Origin of the sequence: Bacillus sp. RAR_M1_44 (assembly GCF_020165935.1) — a bacterium.
GTDB classification, from domain to species: Bacteria; Bacillota; Bacilli; order Bacillales; family Bacillaceae; genus Bacillus; species Bacillus altitudinis.
Genome location: NZ_JAIUKX010000003.1, coordinates 428,005 through 443,573 on the forward strand (window position 1 = coordinate 428,005; position 15,569 = coordinate 443,573).

The window sequence follows — 15,569 nt, forward strand, 5'->3', positions numbered from 1 at the left end:
TCCTATTTCCTATTTTATAAGGAGGAAATGAGAAATTGATGAGAAAAGACCTACTTATTTCTGAAAAAGAATGGTCATCACGGTTCCTTCACCGATACGGCTGTCTACCTTTAGCTCAGCCCCATGCTCTTCAGCAATTTGCTTCGCAATTGACAGGCCAAGTCCAGTCCCACCCGTCTCACTGTTTCTCGCTTCATCCACACGGAAAAAGCGGTCAAAGATTTTCGGCAGATCCTCTTCTTTTATGCCAATTCCTTTGTCAACAACCGAAATAAACGGTTTCTCTCCTGCTCGTCCGCAGTTCACATCAACTGGCTCTGCACTATATTTAACCGCATTATCAATCAAGATGGTCAAAAGCTGTTTGATCTTCTCTTCGTCTCCTTCAGCAATCACAGGCTGATCGGTTTGTATATGAGTAAGGATGGTTCGATTGGTTGCCACTTCAAGTGTATGGCCGACTTGGCTACACAATTGACCAAGATCAACCGGCTTCATGTCCAAGTAAAGCGGCTGCCCATTTTTCGCCAGTGTGAGTAGTTGATCTGTCAGCCTTTTCATTTTTTTTGCCTCATCATGAATGGCTTGAGAGGATTCTTCTACGACCTCTGGTCGGCTTTGTCCCCAGCGTTTTAGTAAATTGCTGTAGCTCATGATGACGGTAATGGGTGTTTTCAATTCATGAGAAGCATCGTGTAAAAATTGCTGCTCTTTCTCATAATGTTTCTCGAGAATTTCCGCCATTTCATTAAAGGTTTGACCCATTTGATACAGTTCATCCTTTGAATCGCCTGTTAATTCAATTCGTTTAAATGCCTTTTCTCTCATACTTGCTTTCATCGTATTGGTCATTCGGCTAATTGGGCGGACAATTTGTTTCGTTAAAATGTGGCCTGCAAAATAAGAAAGCACAATAAACAAAACGCCAGTAGTGATTAAAATCATTTTTAATAACGCCAAGTTCTCTTCTGTATTTTCAATTTCTTCATATACTTGCAGCGACACAATGTCCCCATTTGTCCAAATGACAGGGATAGCCGCAAACGCAATCATATGCTTATTGTATTCTTGAATTTCTGCTGTCTGACCAGATTCGTATGTAAAAGGAAGTGAGCTAAACGTAGATTCCTTCGTGACGGTCAGCTTTGATTCACCTTTCTCTGTGACGACACGGATCATACCATTTTGAGGCAGATACGCTTTCAGAAGCTCTGAAGATGGAAGGCCCTCTTCCTCTGACTTCTTTAGTGCAATCGCAATATTTTCAGCTACTTCCGACAGTCTGGACATATCTTTTTGCGTCAAGGTCATTGAAAAAATAAAATAAATCGCTGTATGAAACAGCAGCACCATTAAAAACAAGGACAACGATGTATAAAGCTGGATCTTATTTTTTAATCTCATGCTTTATCCTTTCATCACATAACCCACACCTCTCACTGTGTGAATCAATTGTTTTTCAAACGGGTAATCGATTTTTTTTCTTAAATAGCGAATATAGACATCAACCACGTTCGTGTCACCAAAATAATCAAAACCCCAGACAGCTGTTAAAAGCTGATCTCTTGTGAGCACTTGTTGCTGATGTTTCAATAAATGAACAAGCAGGTCATATTCTCTCGGTGTCAGCTCAAGCGTCTGACCGCCTCTTTGAATTTCTCTTGTTTTCTCATTCACCGTTAAATCTGCAATACTTAGCTCAATTTCCTTTTCCTCTTGCGCATTGTGATTGAACCTCAGCTGTGCACGAATTCGCGCTAATAATTCTTCTATGTCAAAGGGTTTTGTAATATAATCGTTTGCCCCAAGATCAAGACCGCTGACCTTATCGGGAACACTTCCTCTTGCGGTAATCAAAATGATCGGTGTTGCCGTATTTGTCTTTCGAACCCTTCTAAGCACTTCAAGTCCGCTTAATTCTGGAAGCATGACATCTAGAAGCACTAAATCAAAACTCTCCTCCTCGAGCGCCTGGAGTCCTTTCATCCCTGTATCTTGGACTGTGACCTCATATCCTTCATATTCAAGTTCTAATGACAGCACTCTTGCAATTTTCTTTTCATCTTCGACCACGAGTATCTTCCCTTTGTTCATCTCTATCTCTCCTATCTGAAAAGGCAAGCTTGTCTTTCCATTATTATATGTTGCCTTTCTCCATTGGAACAGTCACAATCTTCATATCTTATTTTTTATGAATGAGGAATTGTTATGTAATATGGTTGATTTTTATTTTCAGCTGATCCTTTCACATTACACAAATCAACAAAAAAAGCCTCTTTTCTGAGGCTGGTCCTTTACTTCTTTTTAGGTTGACTGACAAAAAGCTCATCTACAGTCGTATTCAAAACAGAGGCGATGTCAAAGGCTAATTGTAAAGTAGGGTCGTACTTATCGTTTTCAATGGCATTGATGGTTTGTCTCGAGACCTTACACCGTTTAGCAAGTTCTTCTTGGGATAATTTAATGGATTTCCTTAGTTCTCTTATATGATTTTGCAATTTAATCACCATATTTTTTTCTGTATATGAGTAATGTAACTAAATAAATGACCGAAATCACAGTTAGGAACATGATGGGAGAAATCCCAAACCCCTTATCAGAATTGTTCCCTTGGGTCGTTAAAAATATGGACTGTGCGACTTCTAATAAAAGCATACCAATGACCACCATAAATGCATACGATTGAGCCTTTGAGTAGATAAATCTCTTTCTTTCATCACCCTTTAGAATCATAGGCGCGAAAAAGATGAATAGTCCGACCACTAATAATATGACTGAATACACAACTTTGACAACATCCAACGGTTAGTCCCCTCCCAATCAAAATGTCAAATATTTTTTACATTTTAATCATATCATCCGCTTAAAAAATGTCAAATACTTTTTACATTCTATATTCTTTCGATCATTATAATGAAAAAACAATCATCTGCACATGGCATGTACCTTTTTCTTTTCTGTCATCCTCTATCTCTTTATATGATGTTTTTTTCGATCTGCCTTTTTTAGTTCTTTTCACCCATTTTCATCTGTACAGGTGCAAGCTCACTATGCAGCATTTCATTCTTTTTCATATGATACTAAGAGTTTTCTTCAAAAGGTGACTTCTTTCGGCAAGATATGAGGAGAACTGCACAATAAATAATTATTTGATTATTTGAAAAATTATTACAATTGACCCTTTCCGATCAAACATTTGTTTTATACAATAACATTACGCAACCTGAATCTACTTTGAAAACAAAATAAGGAGGGCTTTCTTATGAAAGGTGAAATTCGCTTAATTCCGTATGAAGTAAAAGCCAATGTGATGGAAGCGAAAGAGACGCCGGAAAGTATTCAGGAGATTAAAGCACCCGAACTTTGGTCAAGTGGCTTCAAAGGAAAAGGCATAACCATTGCTGTCCTTGATACAGGTTGCGACACGGAGCATCCCGATTTAAAAGATCAGATTATCGGAGGAAAAAACTTTACCGATGATGACAATGGAGATGCTGAGAATGTAAAAGACTACAACGGGCATGGTACCCATGTATCAGGAACGATTGCAGCAACGGATCAAAATGGCGGCATTTTAGGTGTTGCCCCTGAAGCCAAGCTGTTGATCGTGAAAGTTCTTGGAGGGAAAAATGGCAGCGGGAAATACGAATGGATTATCAATGGCATTAACTATGCGGTTGAGCAGAAGGTTGATATCATTTCCATGTCTCTCGGTGGGCCAAGCAATGAACCAGAACTGCAAAAGGCCATCCAACATGCGGTAAGCAGCGGTGTGCTTGTTGTCTGCGCAGCAGGAAATGAAGGTGACGGAGACGAGCGTACTGAAGAGTTCTCCTACCCAGCTGCATACAACGAGGTCATTGCCGTCGGCTCTGTCTCTCTTGCAAGAGAATCCTCTGAATTCTCCAATGCGAATAAAGAAATCGACCTCGTCGCTCCAGGTGAAGACATTTTATCCACTCTCCCTAACCATAAATACGGAAGACTAACAGGCACTTCCATGGCTGCCCCTCATGTGAGCGGTGCACTCGCCATTATTAAAAATGCCGAAGAAGAAGCGTTCCAGCGTAAGCTGACAGAACCTGAGGTATATGCTCAGCTCGTACGGAGAACCCTTCCGCTAAAACAATCGAAAACCCTTGTAGGAAACGGGTTTTTATATTTAACTGCACCAGATGTGCTTCTTGAGAAAACATTGGAAGCAGAACTTTTGTCTCTATAGGTACATGTTAGGTCCTGAGAAAAGATAGAATTTTCTCAGGATTTTTTAAATTAAAATTATTCAAAATTTACTTTGACGAAATGAAGTGAACGTTATATAATCGAACACAATAAATTCATAGTTTGAGAGTCGGTAATTCGATCACACGTCGAATTTTAATTGGGAAGACCGGTGAAAATCCGGCGCGGTCCCGCCACTGTAAGTGAGGAGAGCTTTTCGTTAATCATCCACTGTCGTAAAGATGGGAAGGATGAAAAGCTTGCAGATTCACTAGCCAGGATACCAGCCGCTCTATCACATCAAACCCCCTACGGTTGATAGGAGATGTCGGAAAAGCGTTCGTCATTGATACTTACGCCTTCTTTCGCACACACATTTTGTCTTTTTAAACCAGACATTTGCCCTCATCAATCTTGACCATGAGTGTGAGTGTCTTTTTATATTTAGAGGAGGAATTGGAATTGACAATTGTTAAAACAAGTAATCTAGGTTTCCCGCGAATTGGTTTAAACAGAGAATGGAAAAAAGCACTTGAGTCTTATTGGAAAGGTCAAACTGACCGAGAAACCCTCTTAAGCACACTCGATGAACAATTTTTAGCCGCTATTAAAACTCAAATTGATCAACAAATTGACGTTGTTCCTTCTGGCGACTTCACCTTCTATGATCACGTGCTGGATACTGCCGTTATGTTCAATTGGATTCCAGAGCGCTTCCGCAGCTTGAAAGACCCGCTAGATACATACTTTGCGATGGCAAGAGGAACAAAAGATGCTGTCTCAAGTGAAATGACAAAATGGTTTAATACAAACTATCACTACATCGTTCCAGAATACGAAAAAAGCACAGAATTCAAACTCACACATAACAAACCACTTGAAGCATACGAAAAGGTGAAAAAAGCGTTTGGTGTTGAAACAAAACCTGTTGTTCTTGGTCTTTATACATTTGTTTCTCTTTCTAAAGGCTATGAAGCCAATGAAGTGAAAGAGATTCAGCAACGCCTAGTGCCGCTTTATACTCAGTTGTTAAAAGAGCTTGAAGAAGCCGGTGTAAAATGGGTTCAAATTGATGAGCCTGCTTTAGTCACAGCTTCAAGTGAAGACGTGAAAGCAGTAAAAGCCATCTATCAAACGATTAAAGAAGCTGTACCTGCCTTAAACGTTCTCCTTCAAACATACTTTGACTCAGTAGATGCCTATGAAGAGCTTGTGACGTATCCTGTTGAAGCCATCGGTCTTGATTTTGTCCATGATCAAGGACGAAACCTTGAACAATTGAAAAAACACGGCTTCCCAAAAGATAAAATTTTAGCAGCCGGTATCATCGACGGCAGAAATATTTGGAGATCAGATCTAGGAGAAAGATTATCGTTTATTTCTGAAGTGATTGCTGACGTGCAGCCAAAAGAAGTATGGCTACAGCCTTCAAGCAGCCTGCTACATGTCCCAGTTGCAAAACATCCGAGCGAACAGCTTGAAGAAAAACTATTAAACGGACTTTCTTATGCCACTGAAAAGCTGGCTGAATTAACGCTATTAAAAGAAGGATTATCAAAAGGAGCAGCTGCCATTGATGCAGACATCCATGCAGCAAATGAAGCACTTCTGACGTTAAAAGAATTCGCGAAAGGAACGAATGCGGACCTGACAGCAGAGCGCAACAGCCTTTCATCAAAAGATTTTAAACGTCCAGTTGCTTTTGAAGAACGACTACGCATTCAAAATGAATCTCTTGAACTGCCGCTTCTTCCAACCACAACAATCGGAAGCTTCCCTCAGTCAGCTGAGGTGCGCAGTGCTCGTCAAAAATGGCGCAAAAATGAGTGGACAGATGCAGAGTATGATGAATTTATTAAAAAAGAAACAAAAAGATGGATTGATATTCAAGAAGAGATTGGCCTAGATGTACTCGTTCATGGAGAATTTGAACGTACAGACATGGTTGAATACTTCGGTGAAAAACTCGCTGGATTTGCCTTTACAAAATTCGCTTGGGTTCAATCTTATGGATCACGATGCGTAAAGCCGCCGATCATTTATGGAGATGTAGAATTTACAGAGCCAATGACAGTGAAAGAGACGGTTTACGCTCAAAGCTTAACAGAGAAAAAAGTCAAAGGAATGCTGACAGGGCCTGTCACGATCTTAAACTGGTCTTTCCCAAGAACAGATATCTCTCGTAAAGACATTGCCTTCCAAATCGCTTTTGCTTTACGCAAAGAGGTAGAAGCGTTAGAAGCAGCGGGTATTCAAGTGATTCAAGTGGATGAACCTGCGCTAAGAGAAGGTCTTCCTTTAAAAGAGAGTGATTGGGCAGCATACTTAAACTGGGCAGCAGAGTCATTCCGTCTATCGACATCGTCTGTTCAAAATGAAACGCAAATTCATACACATATGTGCTACAGCAACTTCGAGGATATTGTTGATACGATTGAAGACCTTGATGCAGACGTGATTACGATTGAACATTCACGCAGTCATGGCGGGTTCCTCGATTATTTAGAAAAACACCCGTATTTGAAAGGCCTTGGACTTGGGGTATATGACATCCACAGCCCGCGCGTTCCAGCTGTTGAAGAAATGAGTAAAATCATTGATGATGCACTGAACGTCTGTCCGACAGATCGCTTCTGGGTCAACCCTGACTGTGGACTGAAAACAAGACAAGAACCTGAAACCATTGCTGCTTTGAAAAACATGGTGACAGCTGCTGAAGTCGCTCGTAAAAAGCTAGCGCAGCACGCATAATGGACTCACTCTTCCCCTGCTGAACATTTGGCAGGGGTTTTTTATGCGTAAATTGTCCTGTTCGATCTCCTCCTACAATGATTCCTTTTCTATCATGATTCGTTTATACTAGAGAAGTCAGTCGAACAAAGGGAGGAAGACAATGAATCACGAAGCTTTTTTACAACGCGCAATTGATCTTGCAGTAGAAGGAGTAAATAGTGGCACAGGCGGCCCTTTTGGAGCGGTCATTGTCAAAGACGGTCAGATTATTGCAGAGGGAAGCAACAATGTCACAACGAGTAATGATCCAACTGCACATGCAGAAGTGACAGCTATTCGAAAGGCGTGCCAAACACTACATACATATCAATTAGAAGACTGTATTTTGTATACAAGCTGTGAGCCTTGTCCAATGTGTCTTGGTGCTATCTATTGGGCTAGACCAAAGGCCGTATATTTTGCCGCTGGACACAAGGATGCAGCGACTTCTGGTTTTGATGACTCCTTTATTTATGAAGAAATCAATAAAGAATACGAATCAAGAAACATTCCATTTTACCAGCTGACACTTCAAAAAACCCTTGCTCCATTTGAAGCATGGGACACATACGACAAAAAGAAAGAATATTAAAAAAGACACCTGCTCCACAGCAGGTGTCAGTAGATTGTTGAGAAAGGGCTAAATTTTAGCCCTTTTTTCTTTTCATGATTCCGCCACTTCAAGCTCTACTTCGATGTTTCCTCTTGTTGCTTTTGAATATGGACAGAATTCATGTGCAGCCTCAACAAGCTCTTTCGCTTTGTCATGGTCAAGCCCTTTAGCGGAAACAATCAGCTTCACGCCAAGTTTAAAACCGCCATCACTTTCATCTTTTAATAGACTAACATGTCCTTCTACTTCTGATTCAATTTCGACACCTTGCTTCTTAGCGACTTGTTCAAGCGCCCCTCCGAAGCAGGCCGCATAACCCGCTGCAAATAATTGTTCAGGATTCGTACCAGTTTCTCCATCTTTCTTTGCGTTTGGCATCACAATGTTGTGGTCAAGCACACCATCATCAGAACGAACATGTCCTGCTCTTCCGTGCTGTGCTTTTACTTTTGCAGTAAATAATGGTTTCATCTTGATCTCCTCCTTCTTCTACTTATACCTTTCACGTTCTATTCGTTGCTCAAACATTTATGGCACATTGAAGAATTTTTCATTTTTAGTCTGTATTTATTTTAAAAAGGAAGAAAATCTTATACAATGATAAGTATGACAAAAAATAGTTGGTGACAGATATGACAAATGAATTTGAACATATGAAGCTGGAAAATCAGCTTTGTTTCTTGTTATATGCAAGTTCAAGAGAAATGACGAAGCAGTATAAACCATTATTAGAAGAGTTAAATATCACATACCCGCAATATTTGGCACTACTTTTGTTATGGGAGCATGGGACATTAAATGTGAAAACAATGGGAGAGCTTTTATATTTAGACTCCGGTACACTCACACCTATGCTAAAACGAATGGAACAAAATGGACTCATCATCCGCGAACGTTCGAAAGAGGATGAGCGTTCGGTCCAAATTCGTTTAACAGAATACGGAGAAGCTTTACAAGAGAAGGCCACTTCGATTCCATTTCAAATGCTGTCTGGAACAGGCAGATCAGAAGAAGAGCTGAAAACACTTCGCGCTTCTTTACATGAGCTTTTGCAAAAATTAACACAATCAAAAGGCTGAGGGAATATTCCCTCAGCCTTTTGATGTCTATTATTGAGCGACAGCTACTAATTCTACTTCAATGTTTCCTTGCGTTGCTTTTGAGTATGGGCAAACGCCGTGTGCTTTATGAACAAGTTCATCAAGTGCAGATTGCTCAATGCCAGTTCCTTTTACTTCTAATTTGACACCTAATTTGAAACCGCCGTCTGAACTGTCTTTGACTAAGCTTACATGTGCCGTTACTTCACTTTCAAAACGGATACGCTCTTGTCTTGCGACCATTTGAAGGGCTGAATCAAAACATGCAGAATAGCCCGCTGCGAATAATTGCTCTGGATTCGTTGCTTTCTCAAGCTTTTTCGCTCTTGGCGTTCCTGGCATTGCTACATCATGCTCTAGTACACCATCTGTTGACACAACCTTACCTTCTCTTCCTCCTACAGCTGATACCGTTGCAGTAAATAAAACTTCTGACATGAATATAACCCTCTTTCTCTCTATTAATGTTTTCTACAATTGAATTGTACACAATCTAAATTCAAGAGTCAATGAAAAACACTCACTTTCATCTTTCCTCCATTTTTTATTTTTATGAATGTACATCGCACGATGATGGAATCGGTCAAGGCAATAAAAAAAGCCCTTTAAAAAGGGCTTTTTAGATCGTGATATGCTGCGGATTCGGTTTTTCTAGCGTATGGTTTCTGTTATCGGGGTCGGCATTAGGTGATGTGATCCATAATGCCAAGATCGTGATGCTTGTACAGACGACTGCCCATTTTTTAAAATTCATATAAACAATCCCCTCTCTGAATATAGATACGAGCATGTTCCGCTTCCCCATAGAACATGGAAGATTTTTCATAATCCTCCATTTCATTATAATACTTTGCGGTGTCTAAAGCCAGCTCTTCTATATCTGGATATGCATAGGAAGATTCTAAAAAATGGAAAATTCGTTTAATATGCTCTGCATCTTGTCGTAAGTACAACGCTTCTAAAAAAATGGTCTTCTGAATATGAATGTCATCCTGCAGAGCTTCTGCTCGTTTCATACATTCTTCTCTGTAATATAATGCTTCATTGTTTTTACCTTGTTTGTATAAGATCTGAGCGGCTGTATAAAGAGGGTCTATCGATCGACGAAGATGATCAGATTGGTTTTGATCAAATAATGAGATGGATTCTTTCATTAAGTCGAGTGCGCGGTTCAAGTCTCCCATTCTGTAATAGCTGTTGCCCATATTAAACAAAGAAGAAGCAATAAAACGCACATTCTGAAAGTCTCTTGACCTTGCAAGTGCTCTTTCGAGATGTGGCAATGCCTTTTCATGCCTTCTCATATCATCATAATTACCGGCTACAATAAATTCACACTGAATGGTACGAAGCGCATATAGTTCGTGCTGAATATAGACATCCAGCGCTAGTTTGGCATGGTGCATCGAAATGTGTGTTTGTTTCATGTGATAATATATTTCTGACATTTTAAAATGAAATTCTGCACGTTCAATATCGTCGGATACAAAAGAAAGCTTGTGCTCTGCCTTTTGATAGGACGATATGGCAGCAATGTACTCTCTCCGGCCGAACTCATACATGCCTCTGAAGAAATGATAGTAATATTCAAGCATACCTGTGACATGCGTTTGATGCTCATCTATTTCTTTCGAAAGCTCAGAAAAGTTGGCGCGAAGCTTTCCTTCCTTTAATGGCTTTAAATAATCGAGCATGACCTCATGCCTGAATTCCATTAAAGAAAAATAGAGAAGCAAATTCTGATCTTCTTCCATTGAATCAAGAGAGGTGCGAATTTCCTGCTTTAACTGTTCTGCTTGTTCTGAATCAAATCTGCGGATTAATTCATACCACTTGTTGATTTTCACTCCAATATCCGAAGAGGGAATGATTTTCGCCATACGTTGCCTTCTCCAATCTTCTCAAAATATAAAACATTACCATATTTTATCATACTTGACCGAAGAAATACAAAAATGAAAGGAAAAAGAGAGCCTTGTGCGATAAGACTCTCTTTTGGATTGGTTATTCTCTTATTTGTCCTTGACCACGAATCACAAATTTTTCAGAGGTTAAGGCTGGCAGACCCATTGGTCCTCTAGCATGCAATTTTTGTGTGCTAATGCCTATTTCCGCTCCGTAGCCAAATTCAAAGCCATCTGTAAACCGGGTAGATGCATTATGATACACAGCGGCTGCGTCAACGGCTGTTAAGAAAAGTGCCGCATGCTGCTCGTTTTCCGTAATGATCGCTTCAGAATGCTTAGAGCTATACATTTGAATATGCTGTATCGCCTCTTCTATGGTCTTTACGGTTTTAATACTGACAATCGGCGCTAAAAATTCCGTTTCAAAATCAGTGGCCTTAGCTAATGTGGCACTCGGTACAAGTGCACATACTGCTTCATCGCCCCGTATCTCTACACCATGTGTCTGAAGTGCTTCAAAGAGCGAAGCGCCATGTTCTTTTGCCCACGTTTCATGAATGACAATGCTCTCAATGGCATTACAAACAGATGGTCTTTGTGTTTTCGCATTCAGAACAATTTGTTCAGCCATTTCTTTTTGGGCTGTTTCATCAATGTAAATATGACAATTCCCTGCACCCGTCTCAAGTACTGGAACAGTAGACTCTCTCACAACAAGATCAATTAAATGTTTCCCGCCGCGTGGAATCAGGACATCTAGATAGTCATTTAAAGTGAACAGGGTTTTAGCTGTCTCACGGCCTGTATCTTCAATCAATTGTACACTGTCTACTGGAATATCCGTTGGTTGCAGCGCTTCATGAATGACTTTCACAATCGCTTTATTACTATGAATGGCCGATGAACTTCCTCGAAGAATCACAGCATTTCCAGTTTTCAAGCAAAGAGTGGCCGCATCGACTGTCACGTTTGGTCTTGCTTCGTAAATCATCCCAACCGTTCCAAGAGGCACACGTACTTTTTCAATGAAAAGCCCGTTTTCTTTTTGAATGGTTTCTAATGTTTCACCAATTGGGTCTTTGAGCTGAATGAGTTGATGCGTAGCGTCTGCAATCGCTTCAATTCTCTCTTCTGTTAATGTAATTCTGTCGATCACAGATGGCGTGAACTCTTTGTCTATAGCCGCCTGAACATCTTTTTGGTTCTCAGCAATTAAATAAGCTGAAGATGCTTTTAATGCATTTGCAATAGCGTCTAATGCAGCATTCTTTTGTTCAGTTGTTTTTAATAGCAGCTGATCTTTGGCCGCGCTTGCCTTTTTTGCTTTTTCTAGAACTTCATTCATCGTTTTCCCTCCTCAGTTTTGTACGTGCTGAACCCAGTGATCTCGGTGAATGACTTCAGGTTTTTCATAAGAAAGCTCCTGACTTCGCATCCCTTTAATGCCAAGAAGCTCATCAGAATCATACAATGTTTGCCCTTTACCGACTAACCCGTTTGGACCAACAACTTCGACGACCTCTCCTTTAGAAAATTCACCAGCTACATCAATGACACCAGCTGGAAGAAGACTCCTTCCATTATGCAAAATCGCCGCCTCTGCCCCCGCATCAATCATGATCTTCCCAGAGACTGGTGAGTGGAATTGAATCCATTGGCGACGGTTATTGACTGATGATAAGTCTTGTTCACCAATATATGTGCCGTCCCCTTGACCAGCGAGAATGTGAAGAAGCTTGTCTTCCCCTGTACCTGTGCCAATGAAGACTTTAACGCCAAGGGAGAGAGCTGTTTGTGCAGCTGAAAGCTTAGATTTCATTCCGCCTGTTCCAACCTTTGAACCCGTACTCTTCGCATATGAGAACAATTCATCTGAAATGTGAGTCAGCACATCAAACCGCTTCGCATCAGGATTCTCACTTGGATTGGCATCATAAATTCCGTTGATATCTGTTAAAATGATCAATTGGTCTGCATGAATTAAGCCACTGACCAGTGCTGATAACATGTCATTATCACCAAAGGTAAGCTCCTCGATGGACACAGAATCATTTTCATTAATGATCGGTAAAATTTTTCTTTCGAGCAGTTCCATCATCGTTGCGTAAGCATTTCGATATCTTGTACGATCTGAAAAGTCATTACGTGTTAAAAGCATTTGTGCAGGCGTCATCTGAAACTGTGAAAATAGTTCTGTATATTTCTGCATTAACAAGCCTTGACCAACAGCAGCAGCAGCCTGCTTCCCTTTTAAGGTCACAGGTCTTGACGGATATCCTAAACTGCCAAATCCCGCCGCAACGGCACCTGACGAAATGAGAATGATTTCATGCCCTGCCTCTTTTAGCTTTGCGATGGCTTTGACATGATCCTGCATTTTTTGTTCATCAATGGCTCCCTTTTGCTCTGTTAATGAACTGCTACCAATTTTTATGACGATCCTTTGCTTTTTCATCATTGATTCCCTCCGCTATACCTTTCACCACATAAAAAATCCCTTTTTCTCCTTATGTAAAGGACGAAAAAGGGATTTTCCGTGGTACCACCTTCATTGAATAAGCACACGTCTGCTTATTCCACTCAACTCCTGTAACGCCAGGCATGCGCTTAGATTTTTCCTCTAAGGCTCAAAGGGTAGGTTCAGCAGCTGTCTGCGGCAAATGTTTCAGCATGTCATTTGCTCTCTTTTACACAGCAGGTCCTGCTTACTATTCCTTCTCAACGCTCGTTAATTTTTTTATATTATCACCAATTGCTTCAGAAAAGTCAAGCGGTCAATTAAACACAATCGTTTTATTCTCATGGACAATGATTCGATCTTCCAGATGCCATTTGACAGCTCGGGCAAGCACGCTGCGCTCAATCGTGCGGCCAATATTTTTTAATGCCTCTGTATCATCTCTATGATCTACCCGCTCAATATCCTGTTCAATGATTGGCCCTTCGTCTAAATCATTGGTGACATAATGGGAAGTCGCGCCAATCAGTTTAACCCCTCGCTCATATGCACGCTTGTAAGGGTTAGCCCCTATAAAAGCCGGCAGGAAGGAATGATGAATATTAATGATTTTGTTCGGGTGCTGTTCAATAAAGGCTGGCGTCAAAATTTGCATGTATCTAGCAAGCACAACCGCATCAATATCATATTCTTCTAATAAGGCAAGCTGTTGTTTTTCTGCATCTTGGCGAATGTCTTTATTTGCTTTCACGAAGTGGAATGGAATGCCGAGTGCTTCGACTGTATCCTTTGCCGTTTCATGATTGCTGATGACAACCGCTATTTCAGCCATTAAATTACCGCTTTGCCATTCCCATAAAAGTTCATGTAAACAATGAAGCTCTTTGGACACAAAGATTGCCAGCTTTTTTAGATCACTTGCACGCGACATGCTCCATGTCATGTGAAATGATTGCGCAATTGGCTCAAAACTGCTTTTCAATTGATCTAAGTTGGCAGAAATGTCTTTCCAATCAAATTCAATTCTTAAAAAGAACCGGCCGCTCTCATGATCTGTTGTGTATTGACTAGATTCAATGATGTTTGCTCCATGTTCAAATAAAAAAGTAGAAACAGCTGACACAATACCAGGCTGATCCGGGCAGCTGACTAAAAGCCTTCCTTTTTGCTCATGCTTTTGTCTGTGTAATTCAAGTTTCTCTGTAATCAATGTTCTCATGTCTTATGACCTCATTTACGTTTTTCATTCTAATGAAATATTATACTGGACTGGAAACAGAAAAAGCAATTAAGTGGCGTATTTTTTATTGAATATTCATTCAATTCTGCACCTGGCGTGATATAATATGAATAGACCTTTTATCACAAAAGGAGTGATGGAGATGAAAAGCATGACTTTGTTTGGTAAAGTGAGCTTTTGGCTCGGCATCGTATGTCTAATCACGGGCATTTATCTATTTATGACCGGAGAAAGACTCATTCCTTTACTTACATTTGGTGTATGTTTTCTGCTTGTGAGTCAACTTTACCGCAAAAATGAAAACGATTCCAATCATCATTCGATGTAGCAAAAAGGCTGGCACATGTTTGCCAGCCTTTTCTTATTCAATGATTTTCAACCCGACCGCTGCCGATAAAATCAGTGCGATAAAGAAAATACGTTTTGCGTCTTTCGACTCACCATAAAACAACATCCCAACAATCGCTCCTCCAGCTGCTCCGATTCCTGTCCAAATCGCATACGCCGTTCCCATCGGAATTGTATTCATCGCAAGAGACAGCATCAGAAAGGAAAGCGAAAATCCAGCTGCTATGAAGAAAATCCATTTGACATGGCGATCTTTCTGGAATTGATTCATCATGGTGACACAAAGCATTTCTAAGATGCCTGCCCCAATGAGTAAAAGCCAGCTCACGATTCAGCCTCCCCTTTCTTTTCACCTGTGGTCAATTTGAGTCCTAATACACCGCTTAAAAGCACCATGATCAAAAGTAATTTTACTAGCTGTACCGGCTCACCCATGACCATCCCTACTATGACCGTACCGGCTGTTCCAAGTCCGGTGAAAACGGCGTAAAGTGTGCCAACTGGAAGTACCGTCGTGGCTTTTAGGAGTAAATAAAAGCTGACGACAATACAAACGATGGTTGCGCTCCATTCCAATATAGAGCCAGCATATTTCAACCCCATTACCCAGCCGACTTCAAATACGGCTGCAATCAAAACATTTCCCCATTTCATTCGATCTCTTCCTTTCTTACCGATTCCAAGCAATAAAAAAAGCCCGGAAATCGATCGTTTGATCAAATCTCCCGGGCTTTTATCCCTCCGTGTCCATACGGTCTATTGTCTAGACCCTATGTGTTTTCTCTCGGTCCAGACTGCGCTGCCCGCACGGAACCCTAGAAAACCAATTCATGATAATCAGATCTAGCATACAGCCGATTCTGTATGAAAAAGTGTATCACACCCTGATATGCCGGTCTACCACTTTGCT

The 15,569-nt window shown here is 40.7% G+C and carries 18 protein-coding genes, 2 riboswitches and 1 other annotated feature; of the genes, 5 read left to right on the forward strand and 13 right to left on the reverse strand.

Annotation, left to right across the window (positions count from 1 at the left end):
• Positions 1-54: 54 nt before the first annotated feature.
• The 4 genes from LCD34_RS18080 to LCD34_RS18095 form a co-directional block, all read right to left on the reverse strand.
• Positions 55-1,404: an ATP-binding protein gene (locus tag LCD34_RS18080; protein ID WP_056704869.1), complete on the reverse strand. Its 1,350-nt coding sequence runs from the start codon at positions 1,402-1,404 to the stop codon at positions 55-57.
• A gap of 3 nt (positions 1,405-1,407) precedes the next feature.
• Positions 1,408-2,094: a response regulator transcription factor gene (locus LCD34_RS18085; protein ID WP_008346176.1), complete on the reverse strand. Its 687-nt coding sequence runs from the start codon at positions 2,092-2,094 to the stop codon at positions 1,408-1,410.
• A 200-nt stretch (positions 2,095-2,294) separates the two neighbouring features.
• On the reverse strand, positions 2,295-2,498 hold the full coding sequence (locus LCD34_RS18090; RefSeq protein ID WP_008346178.1) for a helix-turn-helix transcriptional regulator: 204 nt from the start codon (positions 2,496-2,498) through the stop codon (positions 2,295-2,297).
• 1 nt (position 2,499) lies between these two features.
• Positions 2,500-2,802, reverse strand: coding sequence for a hypothetical protein (locus tag LCD34_RS18095; protein WP_224559805.1), 303 nt, complete (start codon positions 2,800-2,802; stop codon positions 2,500-2,502).
• A 460-nt stretch (positions 2,803-3,262) separates the two neighbouring features.
• Between LCD34_RS18095 and LCD34_RS18100 the strand changes: the two genes are divergently transcribed.
• The 3 genes from LCD34_RS18100 (at position 3,263) to LCD34_RS18110 (ending at position 7,585) form a co-directional block, all read left to right on the forward strand.
• Complete coding sequence (locus tag LCD34_RS18100) at positions 3,263-4,222, forward strand: S8 family peptidase (RefSeq protein WP_007498796.1); 960 nt, start codon at positions 3,263-3,265, stop codon at positions 4,220-4,222.
• Between the two features lie 113 nt (positions 4,223-4,335).
• Positions 4,336-4,528: riboswitch (cobalamin riboswitch) on the forward strand.
• Positions 4,529-4,683: 155 nt separating this feature from the next.
• The gene (gene metE / locus LCD34_RS18105; protein WP_224559806.1) at positions 4,684-6,972 is read left to right on the forward strand and encodes a 5-methyltetrahydropteroyltriglutamate--homocysteine S-methyltransferase; all 2,289 of its coding nucleotides are present in this window, start codon (positions 4,684-4,686) and stop codon (positions 6,970-6,972) included.
• 142 nt (positions 6,973-7,114) lie between these two features.
• Complete coding sequence (locus tag LCD34_RS18110; RefSeq protein ID WP_008346184.1) at positions 7,115-7,585, forward strand: nucleoside deaminase; 471 nt, start codon at positions 7,115-7,117, stop codon at positions 7,583-7,585.
• 72 nt (positions 7,586-7,657) lie between these two features.
• Here the strand turns inward: LCD34_RS18110 and LCD34_RS18115 are convergent, their stop codons facing one another.
• A complete protein-coding gene (locus tag LCD34_RS18115; protein WP_008346186.1) occupies positions 7,658-8,077 on the reverse strand; it encodes an organic hydroperoxide resistance protein in 420 nt (139 codons plus the stop codon).
• A gap of 161 nt (positions 8,078-8,238) precedes the next feature.
• Between LCD34_RS18115 and LCD34_RS18120 the strand changes: the two genes are divergently transcribed.
• On the forward strand, positions 8,239-8,685 hold the full coding sequence (locus tag LCD34_RS18120; protein ID WP_008346188.1) for a MarR family winged helix-turn-helix transcriptional regulator: 447 nt from the start codon (positions 8,239-8,241) through the stop codon (positions 8,683-8,685).
• A gap of 30 nt (positions 8,686-8,715) precedes the next feature.
• On the opposite strand, the gene LCD34_RS18125 is transcribed toward LCD34_RS18120, so the two are convergent.
• The 6 genes from LCD34_RS18125 to purU all read right to left on the reverse strand — a co-directional run bounded on the left by LCD34_RS18125 (position 8,716) and on the right by purU (position 14,290).
• Entirely contained in the window at positions 8,716-9,144 is a 429-nt protein-coding gene (locus LCD34_RS18125) for an organic hydroperoxide resistance protein (protein ID WP_017367099.1), read from the reverse strand.
• A gap of 181 nt (positions 9,145-9,325) precedes the next feature.
• Positions 9,326-9,460, reverse strand: a complete 135-nt coding sequence (locus LCD34_RS18130; RefSeq protein WP_008346190.1) for a hypothetical protein — start codon at positions 9,458-9,460, stop codon at positions 9,326-9,328.
• The gene (locus LCD34_RS18135; protein ID WP_008346192.1) at positions 9,450-10,586 is read right to left on the reverse strand and encodes a tetratricopeptide repeat protein; all 1,137 of its coding nucleotides are present in this window, start codon (positions 10,584-10,586) and stop codon (positions 9,450-9,452) included. The genes LCD34_RS18130 and LCD34_RS18135 overlap by 11 nt, the downstream gene beginning before the upstream one ends.
• A 124-nt stretch (positions 10,587-10,710) precedes the next feature.
• A complete protein-coding gene (locus LCD34_RS18140) occupies positions 10,711-11,958 on the reverse strand; it encodes a glutamate-5-semialdehyde dehydrogenase (RefSeq protein ID WP_224559807.1) in 1,248 nt (415 codons plus the stop codon).
• A 12-nt stretch (positions 11,959-11,970) separates the two neighbouring features.
• Positions 11,971-13,068: a glutamate 5-kinase gene (proB, locus tag LCD34_RS18145; RefSeq protein ID WP_025207224.1), complete on the reverse strand. Its 1,098-nt coding sequence runs from the start codon at positions 13,066-13,068 to the stop codon at positions 11,971-11,973.
• A gap of 56 nt (positions 13,069-13,124) precedes the next feature.
• Positions 13,125-13,344: a binding site (T-box leader), on the reverse strand.
• Positions 13,345-13,387: 43 nt separating this feature from the next.
• Positions 13,388-14,290, reverse strand: coding sequence for a formyltetrahydrofolate deformylase (gene purU, locus LCD34_RS18150; protein WP_138825629.1), 903 nt, complete (start codon positions 14,288-14,290; stop codon positions 13,388-13,390).
• 163 nt (positions 14,291-14,453) lie between these two features.
• Here purU and LCD34_RS18155 point away from each other — a divergent pair, with 163 nt between their 5' ends.
• On the forward strand, positions 14,454-14,639 hold the full coding sequence (locus LCD34_RS18155; RefSeq protein ID WP_024719622.1) for a hypothetical protein: 186 nt from the start codon (positions 14,454-14,456) through the stop codon (positions 14,637-14,639).
• A gap of 33 nt (positions 14,640-14,672) precedes the next feature.
• Here LCD34_RS18155 and LCD34_RS18160 read toward each other — a convergent pair whose 3' ends face one another.
• A complete protein-coding gene (locus LCD34_RS18160) occupies positions 14,673-14,987 on the reverse strand; it encodes a DMT family transporter (protein ID WP_017367096.1) in 315 nt (104 codons plus the stop codon).
• Positions 14,984-15,313 carry a DMT family transporter gene (locus LCD34_RS18165; RefSeq protein ID WP_024719620.1) on the reverse strand — a complete coding sequence of 110 codons (330 nt, stop codon included), beginning with the start codon at positions 15,311-15,313 and terminating at the stop codon, positions 14,984-14,986. Before LCD34_RS18165 ends, LCD34_RS18160 begins: the two co-directional genes overlap by 4 nt.
• 66 nt (positions 15,314-15,379) lie before the next feature.
• Positions 15,380-15,489: riboswitch (guanidine-I (ykkC/yxkD leader) on the reverse strand.
• Positions 15,490-15,569: the final 80 nt, after the last annotated feature.

Coding starts and splice junctions, on each gene's coding strand:
- LCD34_RS18120 (WP_008346188.1), top strand. CDS start 8,239: ATGACAAATGAATTTGAACATATGAAGCTGGAAAATCAGCTTTGTTTC.
- LCD34_RS18085 (WP_008346176.1), bottom strand. CDS start 2,094: ATGAACAAAGGGAAGATACTCGTGGTCGAAGATGAAAAGAAAATTGCA.
- LCD34_RS18125 (WP_017367099.1), bottom strand. CDS start 9,144: ATGTCAGAAGTTTTATTTACTGCAACGGTATCAGCTGTAGGAGGAAGA.
- LCD34_RS18130 (WP_008346190.1), bottom strand. CDS start 9,460: ATGAATTTTAAAAAATGGGCAGTCGTCTGTACAAGCATCACGATCTTG.
- proB (WP_025207224.1), bottom strand. CDS start 13,068: ATGAAAAAGCAAAGGATCGTCATAAAAATTGGTAGCAGTTCATTAACA.
- LCD34_RS18155 (WP_024719622.1), top strand. CDS start 14,454: ATGAAAAGCATGACTTTGTTTGGTAAAGTGAGCTTTTGGCTCGGCATC.
- LCD34_RS18100 (WP_007498796.1), top strand. CDS start 3,263: ATGAAAGGTGAAATTCGCTTAATTCCGTATGAAGTAAAAGCCAATGTG.
- LCD34_RS18135 (WP_008346192.1), bottom strand. CDS start 10,586: ATGGCGAAAATCATTCCCTCTTCGGATATTGGAGTGAAAATCAACAAG.
- LCD34_RS18080 (WP_056704869.1), bottom strand. CDS start 1,404: ATGAGATTAAAAAATAAGATCCAGCTTTATACATCGTTGTCCTTGTTT.
- LCD34_RS18110 (WP_008346184.1), top strand. CDS start 7,115: ATGAATCACGAAGCTTTTTTACAACGCGCAATTGATCTTGCAGTAGAA.
- LCD34_RS18140 (WP_224559807.1), bottom strand. CDS start 11,958: ATGAATGAAGTTCTAGAAAAAGCAAAAAAGGCAAGCGCGGCCAAAGAT.
- LCD34_RS18165 (WP_024719620.1), bottom strand. CDS start 15,313: ATGAAATGGGGAAATGTTTTGATTGCAGCCGTATTTGAAGTCGGCTGG.
- purU (WP_138825629.1), bottom strand. CDS start 14,290: ATGAGAACATTGATTACAGAGAAACTTGAATTACACAGACAAAAGCAT.
- LCD34_RS18115 (WP_008346186.1), bottom strand. CDS start 8,077: ATGAAACCATTATTTACTGCAAAAGTAAAAGCACAGCACGGAAGAGCA.